The organism is Sporosarcina saromensis, from assembly GCF_054901285.1.
The window spans coordinates 3,330,858-3,347,084 of sequence record NZ_CM142738.1 but is presented as its reverse complement, the minus strand read 5'-3'; the positions used below and the strand labels follow the sequence as shown (position 1 = coordinate 3,347,084).

Sequence of the window (16,227 nt, the reverse complement as noted above, 5' to 3'; positions counted from 1 at the left end):
GAAAGGACGGACATATAGTAAGAATAAGCATTGCAGGTATATTGCAAAAATACAGAAATGGGCATAAGCCTGTTATTAAGGAAGGGAGAGAGAAGGGATGGAAATAGAGCGTATCAATGATAATACTGTAAAGTTTTATTTATCGTATATAGATATAGAAGAACGAGGATTTACGCGCGAAGAAGTTTGGTACAATCGCGATAAAAGTGAAGAATTATTCTGGGAGATGATGGACGAAGTTAACGATGAAACTGAATTTGAAGTAGAAGGACCGTTGTGGATACAAGTCCATGCGATGAATAATGGGATAGAAGTAACGGTTACCCGAGCTCAGTTGAACGAAGACGATGAATCTGAAGAAAGCTTTGGTTTAGTCGATCCGCGTAAGCAATACCAGCCTGATCCAAGTCTGTTCGAGGATTCAGAGCAACTGCTAAAAGAATTGAATGATGATCCCGGTGTGTGGAACTCCGATATGTTCGTATTTGAAGACTTCGAGCATTTGATTCCACTATCGAAAAAAATTCCGCCTTACGCAGTCGAAACATCACTCTATTCATTTGAAAACAAATTCTACTTGTATGTAGTCTTTGATGACTCGACGATGGATGATGACGATAAATCTGATTTTGGCAGTATTCTATCAGAGTATGGTTCAATTTCCCAAGTGACGATTCACCGACTCGAAGAATATGGCAAACTGATTATCCAATCAGATGTCCTAGAAACAATTGACAAGCATTTTGAAACTTGAAGATCCATTCAGCTGTTACCAATGAGAAATAATTGGTAACAGCTGTTTTCTGTTTTCTAAACAAAGCTCTAACAATATCGTTGCAAAACCATCCAAACATTCGTACAATTGAGCGGAGAGGAGTGAGTGGACATATTAACTGCGCGTACAACGGATGGGCAACTTGTAATCTTGTCAAAAGATGATTGTCGCATTTCGTTACGGAATCGAAGAGACATGGAGACATTTTATTGTCCTCAATGTAAAAAACCTGTACACATGAAAGTAGGAGATTTTAAAGTACCTCATTTTGCGCATGCATGCAATTCTTCCTGTCAAAATTTATTTGCAGAAGGAGAGTCAGCTGAACATCTCCTCGGAAAACAATTATTGTATGAATGGTTGTTACAAAAACGAAAGAAAGATGTCGTGTTAGAGCCGGTGATGAAGGCGATTCAACAACGCCCTGACTTGTTAGTGACATCCGATGAAGAATGTGTACCAATTGAATTTCAATGCAGCACAATCCCGGTAAATCAACTCCAAAAACGTACGGATGGGTTTCGTACAATCGGGATGAATCCGATATGGATCTTACAGACACCTATCTCATTAGTAGATTGTCCCCAAGGTGTAAGTGTTTTGAGACTTTCAAAGTTTCAAGAGTGGTTTACTTTAAATCCCCCAATTGAAGGAGACGTCCTTCTGACCTTTTATCCCCACACAAAGATTTTTCACTACTACCATCATTTGTTACATCTAGCCGGTCAACGATATATAGGTACACATCACGTATTACCAATGCATTATCAAGTTTTTCCTTTGGCGCGTCCTAAGCTACTCAATGAAAATGCCTTGCGTTCTTACGCAGACATGTATAAGGCTTTCCGTGAGGACGATTTAAAGAAGCGGATACTGTTGAATAGAAAAGGCATTAAAGATCCATTCTTATTAAGCTGTTACAAGTTGCGGATCTTGCCTGTTGAGTTACCTTTGTGGATTGGCGTGCCAACGAAAGGGCACGACGCATTCCGAGAAGCGGACTATGAATGGCAACTACGTTTGCTGCATTTCTGTAAACAACATAACTTGCCTGTCCAGCGTGTGGGTCGAACTTGGATAAGCCGTTTTGTCAACCAGTTTTCAAATCCTTCTATTGAAAAAGTGGAAGCCTGTAGAAATTATAGTCGATTTCTACGGCAACACAACTTCCAATCATTAGGAGAAGAAACTGATTTTAGTGAAAATGAGGTTTTGCAAATCATTTCAGAAAGATTTCTTGCAAAAGCAACGCAGAATTGAGAGAATGATAATGATTCGGATTACGAAGAAAGAGGATAGGGAGGATTTTGTATAATGAGTGAAGCGAAAAACAAAGTTTTGACGCGTGATCAGGTAAAAGTAGAAGAAACTTGGCGTCTTGAAGACATATTTGAAACGGATGAAGCTTGGGAACAAGCGTTTAAAGAAATCGAAACGTTAAGTGAGAAAGCGCCTTCATTTAAAGGGACGTTAGCGGACAGTCCTGAAGCTCTATACGATGCATTGGCCTATCGAGATAACTTATATGAAAAGATCGGTAAATTATACACGTATGCTCATTTGAAAAGTGACCAAGACACGACGAACAGCTTCTATCAAGCGATGGAAAGCCGAGCAAAATCACTCGTTATCAAAGTGTCTACAGCGTTATCTTATTTAACACCTGAACTACTAACAATTCCTGAAGAGGACCTTAATCGATTCGTCGAAGAAAATGATCATTTAAAATTATACAAGCAAGAATTCGAAATTTTAAATGCGCATCGTCCGCATGTACTACCTGCTGAACAGGAAGCATTGCTAGCGCAAATTGGTGAAGTGACAGGAAGTCCATCTGAAACGTTCAGCATGTTAAATAATGCAGATTTAACGTTCCCGATGGTGAAAGATGAGGACGGAGAAGAAGTGGAGCTGTCACACGGCCGTTATATCCGTTTCCTGGAAAGTAAAGAACCGAGAGTGCGTGAAGAGGCATTCAAAGCGATGTATAGCAAATATGGTGAGTTTAAAAATACCTTTGCATCAACATTAAGTGGAAACGTGAAAAGTCATAATGTAAACGCACGAATCCGGAATTATACATCTGCTCGCCATGCAGCACTGTCTCAAAATCATATTCCAGAGCAAGTGTATGATAACCTCGTTGAAACAATTAACAAAAATCTTGGATTGCATCATCGATACGTCGCACTGCGTAAGAAAGTGTTAGAACTTAACGAACTGCATATGTGGGACATGTTCGCTCCTATGGTCAAAGACGTAGAAATGAAAATTCCATATGAAGAAGCGAAAGAAACAATGTTGGACAGTTTCCATCCACTTGGTGAGGAATATGCTTCCATTGTGAAGGAAGGTCTTGAAAACCGTTGGGTCGATGTGCGAGAAAATAAAGGCAAGCGTTCGGGTGCGTATTCTTCAGGTTCATATGGCACAAATCCGTATGTCTTAATGAACTGGCAAGATAATGTAGACAACATGTTTACGTTGGCGCATGAATTTGGTCATAGTGTACACAGCTATTATTCACGTAAATCTCAACCGTATGTGTACAGTGGTTACTCCATTTTCGTCGCTGAAGTAGCGTCGACTGTGAATGAAGCGTTATTAAATGATCATCTATTGAAAACAATTGATGATGAACAAAAGCGCATTTACTTGCTTAACCACTGGTTAGAAGGATTCCGTGGAACTGTTTTCCGTCAAACGATGTTTGCTGAGTTCGAGCATTTGATCCATCAGCTAGATCAGCAAGGGGTTGCACTGACAGCAGATAAGTTGTCAGAGGAATATGCAGCGTTGAACAAGAAGTATTTTGGAGACGCAGTAGAAGAAGATAAGGAAATTGCACTGGAATGGGCTCGAATTCCTCACTTCTACTACAATTACTACGTCTACCAATATGCGACGGGCTTCAGTGCAGCGATTGCGTTAAGCCATCAGATTTTAACGGAAGGACAGCCTGCAGTAGACCGTTACATTAATCAGTTCTTAAAAGCAGGATCTTCAGACTATCCAATTGAAGTGCTTAAAAAAGCGGGTGTCGATATGACAAGTAAAGAACCGATTGAAGAGGCATGCCGAGTATTTGAAGAGCGCTTAAATGAATTGGAAGTATTGTTGAACAAGCAGTAAAGCAGAAAAATACAGACTGACAAAGCATTTTTGAATGCTGAGTCAGTCTATTTTTATTATCTTGAGAATTTGTTATATTTATATAACGGAATAGATAGCGCTTTCATTTCTACAATTGTTTATATTTTGTTGGATTGAAAGAGTAAAACATTGGTAGGTAAAGGGTTTGTCTAAAAAATAATTTGTGACAGTCATGTGAATTTTAGCGTGAAATGTTGCTTGTACAATTATTTTATGATAAGTTATAGATGTGAAATAAATCACATACCAAACATACACCCCTTTTGTTTGAACGTGAACATTTCTCCCATTCCCTTTGTAAAGAGCATCCCTCTCCCCCAGGAGCGGATGCTCTTTTTGTATACTTCGAGCAGAAGCTTTCAAATAGAAGGGATTGTTAAGCATTTAAAAAGCTGTTTCAAGAAGGTACTTTCACTTCTTGAAACAGCTTTATGTTTTCGTCGATTTAATTTCTTTTTCTCCATAACGTCAAGTCTTGGCAAGTAACGCGCTCCACTTTTTGAAGAAGGAGTTGTTTTTTTAACTCGCGTTCTGCACACTTTTCCTGTAGCTGATAAATATCAGCAATCTCCTTTGTCGTTAACGAGTCAAATCGTTTAAACAAATCTTCCAAAGTTGGTGGGAGATCGGGTTCGATTGCATAGCCTACCATCTCTTCTAATATTTGCTCGTAAATTTCATAATGATGCAATCCATTTACTTTCAGCCCTTCATCTTCAATATTTTCATTGAAGAACACGAAAGAAGGAGCATCATCAACTTCCATTTCATTGGCCAAATACAAGTCTACTTGCAATGCACGCAATACGTTATTGGATGAAAAGTCTAGTATGAATTCATCTACATCTAAACCGATGCGTTCTGCAATGTCGACTAGTGTGTCAAATGAGAGGATGTTGCCAGCTTGCAAGTACGTATATTCAAAGAGTTTGGATAGAAAGCGGAAACCTGCTCGCTTACCTTGGAACTCCGCTGCTTTCATCGCGATGCTTGGAAAAGCGGGATGATGATTTTCACAAGAATTCGTTGTCTCTTTACTTCTCAAGCAAGAGAGATTCATCTTTGGCAACGAAGTGCGTAAAACGATTTTTAACGTAAAGTAGCGTTCGTATTCTACTTGTAGTTTGCGAAGTAATGGTGTTAATGTCCAACTTTCATTGCATAATGGATCCACAAATACATAGATTTCAATCGGCTTTGACAATGAAGCAGATGAACTAATGCTGCTTTCCAACATGGTCTCTCGATTCACTGCCCATCCTCCTCGCTTTTATTCACCATATGATTCGCAGTCAATACGAGTCTTTGATAATAGACGTCACGAAGAGGACCTTCTAGTCCGACATCATCCATTGCTTTCTCCATGCAGGATAGCCAGGCTCTAGCACGAGTTGGTGTTATAGGAAAAGGCATATGACGCGCTTTCATCATCGGATGTCCGTGTTCTTCCGTGAATAAGTTCGGTCCGCCTAAGTATTGTGTTTGGAATTGTTTCTGCTTTCGTGCTGTTTCCGTCAGGTCTTTTGGGAAAATCGGATATAAGTCTGGATGGACAGCCACTTTTTCATAAAAACGATCAATGAGCTCTGATAATTTTGCAGCGCCGATTTCCTCATAAGGAATCAAAGGTTTTCGAGTCATGTATGTCAATCTCCTTTGCTCTGACTGTATGAGTATTTTAACAACCATACAATTCTTTCACAAATAAATCGCCTTCAAAGAACGATGGGGCGTTACCCGATGGAGCGATTATAATAGTTTAATACAGTGGCTACGTAACGTTGAGTTTCCTTGAAAGGAGGGATCCCTCCATACTTTTTGACATTACCGGGACCTGCATTATAGGCTGCTAATGCAAGTTCTACATCTCCGAATTGATTGAGCATTTGACGAAGGTATTTTGCCCCGCCCATAATATTTTGCTCCGGATCAAAACTATTTTTTACGCCGAGGTATTTTGCAGTCCCTGGCATAAGTTGCATTAAGCCTGTGGCACCTGCATGACTAATTGCATCTGGGTTGAAGTTCGACTCTTGTCGAATGACAGATGAAATGAGCTGTTCAGGCAAATTGTAGGCATCTGCTGCTTGCCGGATGACATGGGTAAACTGATTGTCGGTCATCGTAGTCTGCATATCTACATGAACGGAATAATTCGTGTACCTTTCCAATCCATTTAATACAGCAGGCATATAAACTGCTTCCGGATTGCGATAACGTAAGTTTTCGAATGTCTGCAAACTGCCAGACAGACCAAATGCGTTGTGCTGAAAATAGTTAGATTGCAGATTGTCATTACTTGTAGCGTTAAGTACTTCACTCAACATTGTGCTAAATAGAGATGTTTCGTAATTTATAGATTGTGATTGTACTGCACCAAGTGTCTGCATCGATTGTATGTCTAGTAAAGAACGTATTGCACGCGCGTCCATTTCATACCCTATCCCTTCCTGACTGTTGCAAACAGTTAACTCTCATTTAAGTATAACAAGTTCCTTCTAAAAACGCATGTTACAGACTGCATGAGTGCGTTTCATATGGTAGACTGAACGTATGATTAGTGAAAGGAAGAAGTCTGATGCGAATTCAAAACCGTATAAAAGAAGGACAAAAAGTAGGAAATGACATGCACTTCATATTAGAAGCAAACGAAAGTCATTCCATTGGCACACCTGCTCGAAAAATGATCACCGACTCAGATGAAACAGCATTCGTTTATTTAATGGATGCAGATGAAGGCTACGCTTACATACACTTTCCGCGGGAGACATGGTCATCTATGTTGCAAGCATTGGATGGGGGTGCAGATCCTTACCTCGTCTGGAAGGATGAATCTATCCCTTTAAAGGGCTTTATCGAGGAGCTAACGATGCTTTTATACAATATTGAGGGGAACGACAATTATGGAGAGGCATTCACAACTGCAGTTGAGCAGGAGTTCGAGGCTTTCCTTCAACGTGTGAACTAACAGTCGGGAGGGCTAGTGATGAGGGAATGGAAACAATTTCTTGAGCCTTATAAGCAGGCAGTTGCAGAACTGAAAGTGAAACTAAAAGGATTACGCGCACAATACGAACTGGAAGGTGTTCATATGCCTGTCGAATTTGTGACAGGCCGTGTAAAGCCTCTTGCAAGCATATATGATAAAACACTGGAAAAAAGAATCCCATTCAAACCATCTGCTGAATTGGCAGAAGAGTTGCCAGACATCGCCGGTTTGCGTATCATGTGCCAATTTGTAGATGATATCGGAAAGGTGGTCACAACTTTACGTAAACGTGCTGATCTTCGAGTGATCGAAGAAAGGGATTATATATCCAATAAAAAACCGAGCGGCTATCGATCGTTCCACATGATCATTGAGTACCCTGTCCAAACGATTCATGGAGAGAAGACGATTCTTGCTGAGATTCAAATACGAACGCTTGCGATGAATTTTTGGGCTTCCATTGAGCATTCTCTGAATTACAAATACCAAGGTGAATTGCCGGATGAAATCCGTCATCGTTTGGAAAGAGCTGCTGAAGCCGCTTTTCGATTGGATGAAGAAATGTCGCTAATACGGGATGAAATCCACGAAGCGCAACAATATTTTAGTGCATATAAGGAAACCGATGATCGTGATTATGGTGAGAACAAATGAAAGGAGCGTATGAGCGATGAAATTTGCGATTCAAAGCCGAAATGATGCCTTGTCAAATCGTTTGAAAGATGAAGCGGTCGACTATTTGACAGATTTCGGACTTGTTTTTGATGAAACGGAACCGGAAATTGTCCTTTCAATTGGTGGCGACGGAACATTATTGCATGCATTCCACAAACATATCCATCGTTTACAAGAGACGGCTTTCATCGGTATCCATACTGGACATTTAGGGTTTTATGCAGATTGGAAACCGGAAGAGATGGAAAAACTAGTGCTGTCAATTGCACGGAAAGAATATAACGTTATCGAGTATCCTTTGCTCGAAGTGACGATCAATTACCGTCAAACAGAGAAAGCTACAACGTATTTGGCGCTCAATGAATCGACCGTAAAATCCCCTGAAGTGACGCTTGTAATGGACGTTGAACTGAACGGCGTGCACTTTGAAAGATTCCGTGGAGACGGGCTTTGTATGTCGACTCCGTCAGGTTCGACAGCATATAATAAGGCACTCGGTGGCGCAATTATCCATCCATCATTACCGGCTATCCAATTGACTGAGATGGCATCGATTAATAATCGGGTGTTTAGAACAGTTGGGTCGCCTCTCATTTTGCCTGCCCATCATCGTTGTGTGTTGACACCAGTAAAAGGACCGGATTTCATGGTGACAATCGATCATTTGCAACTGTTGCATAAAGACGTTAAGTCGATTGAATACAAAGTTGCATCCGAAAAGGTACGGTTTGGCCGGTTCAGACCATTCCCGTTTTGGACGAGAGTACATGATTCATTCATTTCCAGCGATGAATAATAATCCGTTCACCTTACAGTTCAGTGTCAAAGAAGACCACATACAATTGCGGGATTTCCTCCAGCATAAAGGGATTTCCAAGCGAACATTGACAGCAGTGAAGTATGACGGTGGCAAGCTCCTTGTCAATGGCAATGAACAAACGGTAAGATATACGCTTGTAGAAGGTGATACGGTAACGATTTGCTTCCCGATAGAGCAGCCAAGTGAAGGGTTAACAGCGGAATCTGGACCGTTATCAATCGTGTACGAAGATGAAGCAATCGTCATCATCGATAAACCAGCGGGGCAAGGGACAATTCCATCGAGAGATCAATCCAGTGGAACAATCGCCAATGTAGTAGCAGGGAAATTCGCAGATGAGCGTGTCCCGTCTACCGTCCATGTTGTAACAAGATTGGACAGAGATACATCTGGCCTCCTTTGCATCGCTAAAAATCGTCATATCCATCATTTGTTAAACGAACAAATGAGAATGACGGGTTTTTATCGTCAGTACATTGCTTTCGTTGAAGGTTGGGTGGATTGGAATGAGCAAATGATTGAACAGCCCATTGGACGAAAAGATGGTAGCATTATTGAACGGATTGTAAGGGAGGATGGACAATACGCCAGAACGGACGCAAAAGTCTTTGGCCGTTTTGAATGTCTTGGCAGCCAATATACTGGCGTATCGCTTGTACTGCATACAGGGCGCACACATCAAATCCGTGTCCACATGCAATGGCTTGGCCATCCACTCGTTGGTGATGATTTATATGGTGGTACTCGCTCATTGTTGAACAGGCAAGCATTGCATTGTGCTTCCATTGGATTCCGCCATCCGTTAACAGGTGAACAACTGTCATTCACAAGTGGCATGCCTGTCGATATGAAAATGTTGAATGAGCATTTGATTACGCATCAAAAGATGTGAATTTTTCTGGAATGAATGGTTGCAAGGAAGGTACTGAAACAATCTCCAATTCTGGATAGCGTACTGCTGTTAACTTTCCACCAAACACACACCCGGTATCGATGTTTACTGTTCGCTGGACAAATCGGGCATTGAGGACGGGTGTGTGTCCATAGACAATCCAAGGTGTTCCTACGTAAGATTTTGCCCAATCCCTTCTGACAGGCCGTCCATCTGGATGTGTTTTACCTGTAATATCGCCGTACAGAACAAAAGTCTCCACTTTTTTTGAAAATGGTTCGCCTATCATATTTTCACGAATGCCCGCATGTGCGATAATGAGTTTCCGATCGTCAAGTGACACATATAAGGGTAGTGCTTCATAAAAGCGACGATATCGTTCGTAAAATTGTATTTTTTCACTTGGGGGAAGGGCCTCCAATTCAGCGACAGTCGTTTCAAGTCCATGTGTTTGCTGAACCTTATTCCCTTTAGCCAAACGATAGAGTTTATTGCAATGATTGCCAGGAGAGTAAAGTAAGAGACCGTGATCTTGCATGTTGAATAGGAAGAGAAGTGTTTGGTAACTGTTTGGACCGCGATCCATAGCATCACCGACAAATGCAAGGCGTCTTCCATCCTTATGTACAGGAAGACCCGACTCCATTGAATAACCAAGCTTTTCAATCAGTAGGAGCAATTCGTCATAACAGCCGTGAATATCGCCTATAATATCAAATTTCAATCGTATCACTCCTTGAATGTAAGGTTCTTATTCATTATCATACCAATAGAGTATAGAAACATGCATGTCGGAATGGAAGGAAGGTGTAGCCATGAGTATAAATGAAGATGTACGCGATGAAAGAGTCATCGATGAAGAAAAACTGATTGCTTCTTTGGAGCAACAAGACATCAAATCATTTCGGGAAGAATATTTGATGCTTCACCCGTATGACCGGGCAGTTTTCTATGAAAAAGTGGATACCAATTATCGTAAAAGGATGTATTATTTCCTTTCGCCAAAAGAGTTGGCAGAGATTTTTGAGACGAGCGAAATCGATGAAGAAGAGTATAAAGAGTTCCTTCAGGAGATGGACACGACGTATGCTGCAGACATGATTTCCTATATGTTCGTTGACAACGCGGTAGATGTCCTGAAAGAGCTAGATAAATCGCACATCGCCAGTTATTTGACATTAATGAACAAAGAAGCGGCTACACAGATCAAGTCCCTTCTCCATTATGAAGAATACACGGCGGGTTCAATCATGACGACTGAATATGTGTCGGTCCCACAAAATTCGACTGTGCGATCCGCTATGACGATTTTGCGTAATGAAGCACCATCCGCTGAAACCATCTATTACGTATTCGTTGTAGATGAAGATAATCACCTTACAGGTGTCGTATCTTTGCGTGACTTGATCATTACTGACGAAGATACATTAATCAAAAACATTATGAATGAACGGGTTGTCAGTGTACTCGTGTCTGCCGATCAAGAAGATGTTGCTCGGACGACACAAGACTACAACTTACTGGCAGTACCTGTAGTCGATTTCCAACAACATATGCTCGGGATTATTACCGTTGACGATATTATCGACGTCATTGATGAAGAAGCGTCAGATGACTATTCCAAACTCGCTGCCGTTTCCAATATGGATTCTTTCGACAAAACGTCCATTTCAGCTGCGAAGAAAAGGATACCATGGTTAATCATCCTACTCGTACTTGGAATGCTCACGGCCAATCTAATTGATCTTTTCACAGATACGATTTCACAAGTTGCAATACTTGCTGCTTTCATCCCACTCATTGCCGGAACTGCCGGGAATAGTGGAACGCAGGCATTAGCCGTTGCAGTCCGTGGGATTGCGACACGAGATGTTGAAGAGGAAAGTAAGTTTAAATTGCTTTTAAGGGAAGCAGGAACCGGGTTAATTACGGGGCTTGTCTGTGCAATTTTTGTCATCGGACTCATTTTCATTTGGAAACATGAATTCATCATCGCATTATTAGTCGGTGCAGCGATCTTGGTTTCGATTTTCGTTGCAACCATATCTGGCTCATTCATTCCATTGTTTATGCACAAAATGAAAATCGACCCTGCAGTTGCTTCAGGACCTTTTATTACAACGTTGAATGATGTCATCAGCATTATCATTTACTTAGGATTAGCAACAGTTTTCATAAGTAGTTTATAAAAACGAAAAAGAACTTCATCCAACATAGGCGCATATACTACGGAAAAAGGGGGAGTTATCATATCCACGAATGCTCCGTTATTATTTGTGCAAGGGCCACCTGTCTATGTAAAAGTGAAAGTCCTGGAAGAAGAAAGCACTTCCGTCTTTTTTATGAATGAGGAAGAAGTGAAAGAAACGATTGAAATCCAACCGTCGATGACACAAGCAGGAGATACAGACGAAGGAAACATAAGTATTCTCAATAAAATCAATTACTTAAGTGGACCGTTTCAAAAACAGGCCTATCAACCATTACAATTTGTAGTCGAAGGCCAAAAGGTGAAAGGGGACATCCAAAGAGTACAAGGAAATGTTCTTTGGATTGAAACCGATCAAGATGTAAAAGAAATTGAAATTGAAAAGATTGAGGATATTTTGTGGAGAGGTCAATCGTTCAATACGAAAATTTAACATGTACAGAGGGAGCTTCTAAATGTAGAAGCTCCTTATTTGCGTATACTAAAATAAACAAGACTGAAGGTATTAGGTTATTCATTCCTATTAGAAAAAGCCTGATCAGGTTAACTGATCAGGCAATATAAGCACCACAGGCATTGCGATTAGTCTTCGTCACAATCTATAAATACGTCTTTCACACATTGAATGCCACAGAAGCATTTCAAGTCTACAGTGACACACGTTCCAGTCGCTGTGAATCTTTCCACTTCACATACTGCGTCAAGATCCAACTTTCCGTGTTTAAATAAGTCAACTTTTCTACCTCTAGCGTCGCGAGGTTCAAGAACTTGTAATGTAGCACAGCAGTTATCAAAAATCTTTTGCACTCTGAAGAAGATTGAGAAACATGTAGCACACTCTCTACGACCTTGTTCGGAGGTCGTTGTGTCTTCTGTTTCAGCGAACCTTCTATTTCTCTTGAACAATGCTTTGAATGGATTACCTTTTTCATCCAACAACATGAAAACACGTGTATTTGCACGTTGTCTTGTAGGACTTACAAGGCTACCGAGCGGAGTCAGGAAACAGTCAGTTTTGCAATCGTCGCAGTCGAAATCATCTCTGATATCCTGCACGCGCTTAATGGCACGGACCACTTCACAAATACAACTGTCGTGGTGCCGTACATTTCCGACGTCATCATTTCTTCCACATCCCATTCATTCCACCTCCTTTTCTCAACTCCTTATACTTTATGCACCTGTTCCTGTAGGGCTAGGGCAAACATCACGACTATGCATAAAAACAAATGCACAGTCCATACTGTTAAAAAAAGGGGCTGATGACGATTCGTCAACTACTACCCATTCTGTGTCTCGTGTTATTGTTGTCCGGTTGTATACCGAATGAATTTAGAGTTGAGAACGGGACGGAAGAAAATTCAAGTACAGCTGAACAAGTAATTAAAGACGAGTCCCGTGTGAAAGGAGCTGCTGTCCTTTTTCATGAAGATCATTTACTTGTCGGCATCCGCGTCAAAACATTTTCCAGGTTCAATAAGCGGAAAATTGCCTCGGCAATAGAAAAGGAATTGCAGGAAAAGTATCCGGAGTTGTCTGTTTTCGTGTCAGCAGATAGTAAGATCTTGACAGAAACGACGAAACTAATTCTGAATAAAGAGCAAATTGATGTACTCGAAGAAATCCACGAGCTTATTGCGTTAGCGGAGGAACAGACATAATGGACAAGCAGAAGTACGCAAAAATCGAGCAAAGTATTACACCGAAAAAACCTCTATTGAAAAATTGCATTAAAGCATTCTTAACAGGTGGTTTTATCTGTCTAATCGCCCAATTCATTGCTGTTTTTTATATGCTATTTTTTAATTTCACTGAGCGGACAGCAAGCAATCCGACAGTCGCAACAATGATTTTCATTTCAATGCTATTGACAGGATTCGGTGTTTATAAAAAAATTGGACAGTTTGGTGGAGCGGGTGGGGCTGTTCCGATAACAGGTTTCGGAAATGCCGTCGTTTCAGCGGCAATTGAACACAAGTCTGAAGGGTTCGTACTCGGCGTTGGCGGAAACATGTTTAAATTGGCTGGTTCAGTCATTCTATTCGGCGTGTTCTCGGCATTTTTAGTTGCACTTGTTAAAACGATACTCGTGAAGTTAGGAGTCGTTTCATGGTGAAAGGCTTGCTGACATTCTCTTCAAAACCATCCATTGTAGCGACAGGTGTAACAGCCGGTCCACTTGAAAAGAAAAGTCCTTTTTCTCATCAATTTGACAAAATGTACGAAGATGAACGTTGTGAGATGAAAACGAATGAACAAGGCCATGCAAAGTTAGTCGAAGATGCTTGTATGATTGCACTAAGTAAACTTGAGAAAGTGCCGAGCCAAGCCGATTATTTATTAATTGGTGATTTAGTGAATCAAATGACTCCATCAAATTTCGGGGCGACCACGCTTGGTATTCCATATATCGGGTTATTCTCAGCATGTGCAACTTCTGTTTCTTCATTACTAATGGGTGCGCTTTTAACGGAAGCTGGTATGTCAAAACTTGCAATCGCCGGTTCTGCTAGTCAACATAACGCGATTGAAAGGCAATTCCGTTATCCGATTGAATATGGAGCACAAAAGGCGGATACCGCACAATGGACCGTTACTGCAGCGGGTATGGCCGCCGTCACTCCACATGAAAATGGTTTTCCTTCTATTGAATGTGGAACAATTGGCAAAGCAATTGATATGGGCATGACCGACCCTTTGAATATGGGAGCCGCAATGGCGCCGGCAGCTGCAGACACATTAAAGCGCCATTTTGATGGACATCAAACTTCTTCCACAGATTATGATTTGATTATGACAGGGGATTTAGGAAAGAACGGATTTGCGATCTTTCAAAAACTTGCTGGCAATCAAGGAATTACGGAGTTCGATAATTTCAGTGATGCAGGTATGGAGTTTTATGGAAACAATCCTGATTTTATGTCAGGAGCCAGTGGTGCAGGGTGTTCGGCTGCTGTTTATTTATCCGAGGTTTATAACAAGCTCATGAAAAAAGAGTATAAGCGTGTGTTGCTCATAGCGACAGGTGCATTATTGTCCCCATTGACCTTCCAGCAAGGCGATACGATTCCTTGTGTTGCACATGCAGTCGAAATAACGATGAAATGAGTGGTTCATTTGTTTTCAATTTATATAACTGCGTTCATAGTAGGTGGACTCATTTGCGTCATTGGTCAAATCATGTTTGATGTATTCAAGATGACTCCGGCACATACGCTATGCACATTAGTCGTAATTGGCTCCGTTTTAGACGGTTTTGGCTTATACGAGCCGCTTATTGACTTTGCCGGCACCGGTGCAACCATTCCCATTACTTCTTTTGGGAATGCATTAACACATGGGGCATTAGAGGAAGCTGAAAAACATGGACTAATTGGTGTGTTAACAGGGATGTTCGAAGTGACGAGCTCTGGAATCAGTTCTGCCATCCTATTCGCGTTCATCGCATCCTTCATTTTCAAACCAAAAGGCAATGTCTAAAATAATCTGTGCGAACGCCCCCTCTTTCTCTCCACTATCTGCATACGATAGATGGAAGGGAAGGAGGGATTTTTATGTACGGTGGATGCAATCCTTACGGCTACGGAGGATATGGCGGTTACGGAAAAGGCTCATACGGCGGTTCCACATTCGTTCTAATTGTAGTTCTCTTCATCTTGCTGATCATTGTGGGAGCGACCTTTTGCTAAGGGGGAGGATAGACAATATGAATGATTCTTTTTTCAAGAAGATTGAATCCAAAACGGGTGTGCCAATGGAAGAGGTATTCGCACTAGCGAACGCAATCCAACACGCAAACTTCAACGACGAACGGCAAGTCCGTAAAATCGTTCAGAAGGTAGGAAAACTCGCAAAGAAAAACGTCCCCCAACACATGGAAGACGAACTCGTCAAATCAATCGTCAAAAACGGCAGTTCCGTCAACATCAACGACATCCAAAAAATGATGGGGAACTAACAAAAGCGGAAGGCGTCGTCTAGCCCCGACAGGCACTGGAAGACATGAAGTAAAGGCGTCCTTTGCCTTTAGCTTCATGTCTGAAGTGACCCGAGGGGCTGACGCCTGTAGCTGGATGTAACCAAAAGCGAAGAAAGGCGTTTAGCCGCGACAGGCGCTGGTCGACTAAGTGCGCCACGTCCTGTGGCAACGTCGACACTAGTACGTCGTGTACGTCGGAAGGCTAAGGACAATGGTGCGCTCTTTGCACCATTTCCATAGCCTGAAGCGACCCGAGCGGCTGCCTTTCGTAGCTGGATGTAACAAAAGCGGAAGGCGTCGTCTAGCCCCGACAGGCACTGGTCGACTAAGTACGCCACGTCCTGTGGCAACGTCGACACTAGTACATCGTGTCCGTCGGAGGTCTTGAAATAAAGGCGCCCTTTGCCTTTATCTCAAGACCGAAGCGACTCGAGGGGCTGACGCCTGCAGCTGGATGTAACCAAAAGCGAAGAAAGGCGTTTAGCTCCGACAGGCACTGGTCGACTAAGTGCGCCACGTCCTGTGGCAACGTCGACACTAGTACGTCGTGTACGTCGGAAGAAATGAAATAAAGGCGCTCTTTGCCTTTACTTTCATTACTGAAGTGACCCGAGGAGCTGCCTTTCGTCCGTAAAAAAACAGAGAGCGAGCCTCTCTGTTTTTTTAATTTATCTGCAGTAAATTTATTCTTTATTCAAAAAATGTTTCATAGTGTAGAGAACGGGGAATAAGAAG

General features: G+C 41.7%; 20 protein-coding genes. 15 read left to right on the top strand and 5 right to left on the bottom strand.

Features of this window, described 5'->3' with window-relative positions; genetic code table 11:
* The first annotated feature begins 97 nt into the window (after positions 1-97).
* The 3 genes from mecA to pepF all read left to right on the top strand — a co-directional run bounded on the left by mecA (position 98) and on the right by pepF (position 3,907).
* On the top strand, positions 98-754 hold the full coding sequence (gene mecA / locus ACVHUV_RS17070) for an adaptor protein MecA (RefSeq protein WP_371389209.1): 657 nt from the start codon (positions 98-100) through the stop codon (positions 752-754).
* A 126-nt stretch (positions 755-880) separates the two neighbouring features.
* Positions 881-2,035 carry a competence protein CoiA gene (locus tag ACVHUV_RS17065; RefSeq protein WP_462085400.1) on the top strand — a complete coding sequence of 385 codons (1,155 nt, stop codon included), beginning with the start codon at positions 881-883 and terminating at the stop codon, positions 2,033-2,035.
* A gap of 54 nt (positions 2,036-2,089) precedes the next feature.
* Positions 2,090-3,907, top strand: a complete 1,818-nt coding sequence (pepF, locus tag ACVHUV_RS17060; protein WP_462085399.1) for an oligoendopeptidase F — start codon at positions 2,090-2,092, stop codon at positions 3,905-3,907.
* 466 nt (positions 3,908-4,373) lie between these two features.
* Here pepF and ACVHUV_RS17055 read toward each other — a convergent pair whose 3' ends face one another.
* From ACVHUV_RS17055 to ACVHUV_RS17045, 3 genes are all read right to left on the bottom strand, one after another.
* The gene (locus ACVHUV_RS17055) at positions 4,374-5,180 is read right to left on the bottom strand and encodes a DsbA family protein (RefSeq protein ID WP_462085398.1); all 807 of its coding nucleotides are present in this window, start codon (positions 5,178-5,180) and stop codon (positions 4,374-4,376) included.
* Positions 5,177-5,569, bottom strand: a complete 393-nt coding sequence (locus ACVHUV_RS17050; RefSeq protein WP_462085397.1) for a globin domain-containing protein — start codon at positions 5,567-5,569, stop codon at positions 5,177-5,179. Before ACVHUV_RS17050 ends, ACVHUV_RS17055 begins: the two co-directional genes overlap by 4 nt.
* Positions 5,570-5,661: 92 nt before the next feature.
* Positions 5,662-6,360, bottom strand: coding sequence for a lytic transglycosylase domain-containing protein (locus ACVHUV_RS17045; RefSeq protein ID WP_462085396.1), 699 nt, complete (start codon positions 6,358-6,360; stop codon positions 5,662-5,664).
* 146 nt (positions 6,361-6,506) lie between these two features.
* Here ACVHUV_RS17045 and ACVHUV_RS17040 point away from each other — a divergent pair, with 146 nt between their 5' ends.
* The 4 genes from ACVHUV_RS17040 to ACVHUV_RS17025 are packed head-to-tail and all read left to right on the top strand — an operon-like array spanning position 6,507 to position 9,304.
* Positions 6,507-6,896, top strand: a complete 390-nt coding sequence (locus ACVHUV_RS17040; protein WP_462085395.1) for a UPF0738 family protein — start codon at positions 6,507-6,509, stop codon at positions 6,894-6,896.
* 18 nt (positions 6,897-6,914) lie between these two features.
* A complete protein-coding gene (yjbM, locus tag ACVHUV_RS17035; protein WP_462085394.1) occupies positions 6,915-7,571 on the top strand; it encodes a GTP diphosphokinase in 657 nt (218 codons plus the stop codon).
* A 16-nt stretch (positions 7,572-7,587) separates the two neighbouring features.
* Positions 7,588-8,388 (top strand): NAD kinase, encoded by an 801-nt coding sequence (locus ACVHUV_RS17030; RefSeq protein WP_317942557.1) that lies wholly within the window; start codon positions 7,588-7,590, stop codon positions 8,386-8,388.
* Complete coding sequence (locus tag ACVHUV_RS17025; RefSeq protein WP_462085393.1) at positions 8,360-9,304, top strand: RluA family pseudouridine synthase; 945 nt, start codon at positions 8,360-8,362, stop codon at positions 9,302-9,304. The genes ACVHUV_RS17030 and ACVHUV_RS17025 overlap by 29 nt, the downstream gene beginning before the upstream one ends.
* Here the strand turns inward: ACVHUV_RS17025 and prpE are convergent.
* Positions 9,285-10,028 carry a bis(5'-nucleosyl)-tetraphosphatase PrpE gene (gene prpE / locus ACVHUV_RS17020; RefSeq protein ID WP_462085392.1) on the bottom strand — a complete coding sequence of 248 codons (744 nt, stop codon included), beginning with the start codon at positions 10,026-10,028 and terminating at the stop codon, positions 9,285-9,287. The two genes, ACVHUV_RS17025 and prpE, sit on opposite strands and share 20 nt — an antisense overlap.
* A gap of 91 nt (positions 10,029-10,119) precedes the next feature.
* On the opposite strand from prpE, the gene mgtE reads away from it, so the two are divergent.
* On the top strand, positions 10,120-11,493 hold the full coding sequence (gene mgtE / locus ACVHUV_RS17015; protein WP_317942622.1) for a magnesium transporter: 1,374 nt from the start codon (positions 10,120-10,122) through the stop codon (positions 11,491-11,493).
* Positions 11,494-11,580: 87 nt separating this feature from the next.
* The gene (locus ACVHUV_RS17010; RefSeq protein WP_462085391.1) at positions 11,581-11,946 is read left to right on the top strand and encodes a hypothetical protein; all 366 of its coding nucleotides are present in this window, start codon (positions 11,581-11,583) and stop codon (positions 11,944-11,946) included.
* 149 nt (positions 11,947-12,095) lie between these two features.
* Here ACVHUV_RS17010 and ACVHUV_RS17005 read toward each other — a convergent pair whose 3' ends face one another.
* Positions 12,096-12,653, bottom strand: coding sequence for a CotY/CotZ family spore coat protein (locus tag ACVHUV_RS17005; RefSeq protein ID WP_317942561.1), 558 nt, complete (start codon positions 12,651-12,653; stop codon positions 12,096-12,098).
* A 122-nt stretch (positions 12,654-12,775) separates the two neighbouring features.
* Here ACVHUV_RS17005 and ACVHUV_RS17000 point away from each other — a divergent pair, with 122 nt between their 5' ends.
* From ACVHUV_RS17000 to ACVHUV_RS16975, 6 genes are all read left to right on the top strand, one after another.
* Positions 12,776-13,174 carry a hypothetical protein gene (locus ACVHUV_RS17000; protein ID WP_371389218.1) on the top strand — a complete coding sequence of 133 codons (399 nt, stop codon included), beginning with the start codon at positions 12,776-12,778 and terminating at the stop codon, positions 13,172-13,174.
* Positions 13,174-13,629, top strand: a complete 456-nt coding sequence (gene spoVAC, locus ACVHUV_RS16995) for a stage V sporulation protein AC (protein WP_317942563.1) — start codon at positions 13,174-13,176, stop codon at positions 13,627-13,629. Before ACVHUV_RS17000 ends, spoVAC begins: the two co-directional genes overlap by 1 nt.
* On the top strand, positions 13,623-14,621 hold the full coding sequence (locus tag ACVHUV_RS16990; protein ID WP_462085390.1) for a stage V sporulation protein AD: 999 nt from the start codon (positions 13,623-13,625) through the stop codon (positions 14,619-14,621). The genes spoVAC and ACVHUV_RS16990 overlap by 7 nt, the downstream gene beginning before the upstream one ends.
* A 9-nt stretch (positions 14,622-14,630) precedes the next feature.
* A complete protein-coding gene (spoVAE, locus tag ACVHUV_RS16985) occupies positions 14,631-14,993 on the top strand; it encodes a stage V sporulation protein AE (RefSeq protein WP_317942565.1) in 363 nt (120 codons plus the stop codon).
* 74 nt (positions 14,994-15,067) lie between these two features.
* The gene (locus tag ACVHUV_RS16980; protein ID WP_317942566.1) at positions 15,068-15,202 is read left to right on the top strand and encodes a YjcZ family sporulation protein; all 135 of its coding nucleotides are present in this window, start codon (positions 15,068-15,070) and stop codon (positions 15,200-15,202) included.
* 17 nt (positions 15,203-15,219) lie between these two features.
* Positions 15,220-15,471 carry a stage VI sporulation protein F gene (locus tag ACVHUV_RS16975; protein ID WP_317942567.1) on the top strand — a complete coding sequence of 84 codons (252 nt, stop codon included), beginning with the start codon at positions 15,220-15,222 and terminating at the stop codon, positions 15,469-15,471.
* Positions 15,472-16,227 lie beyond the last annotated feature (756 nt).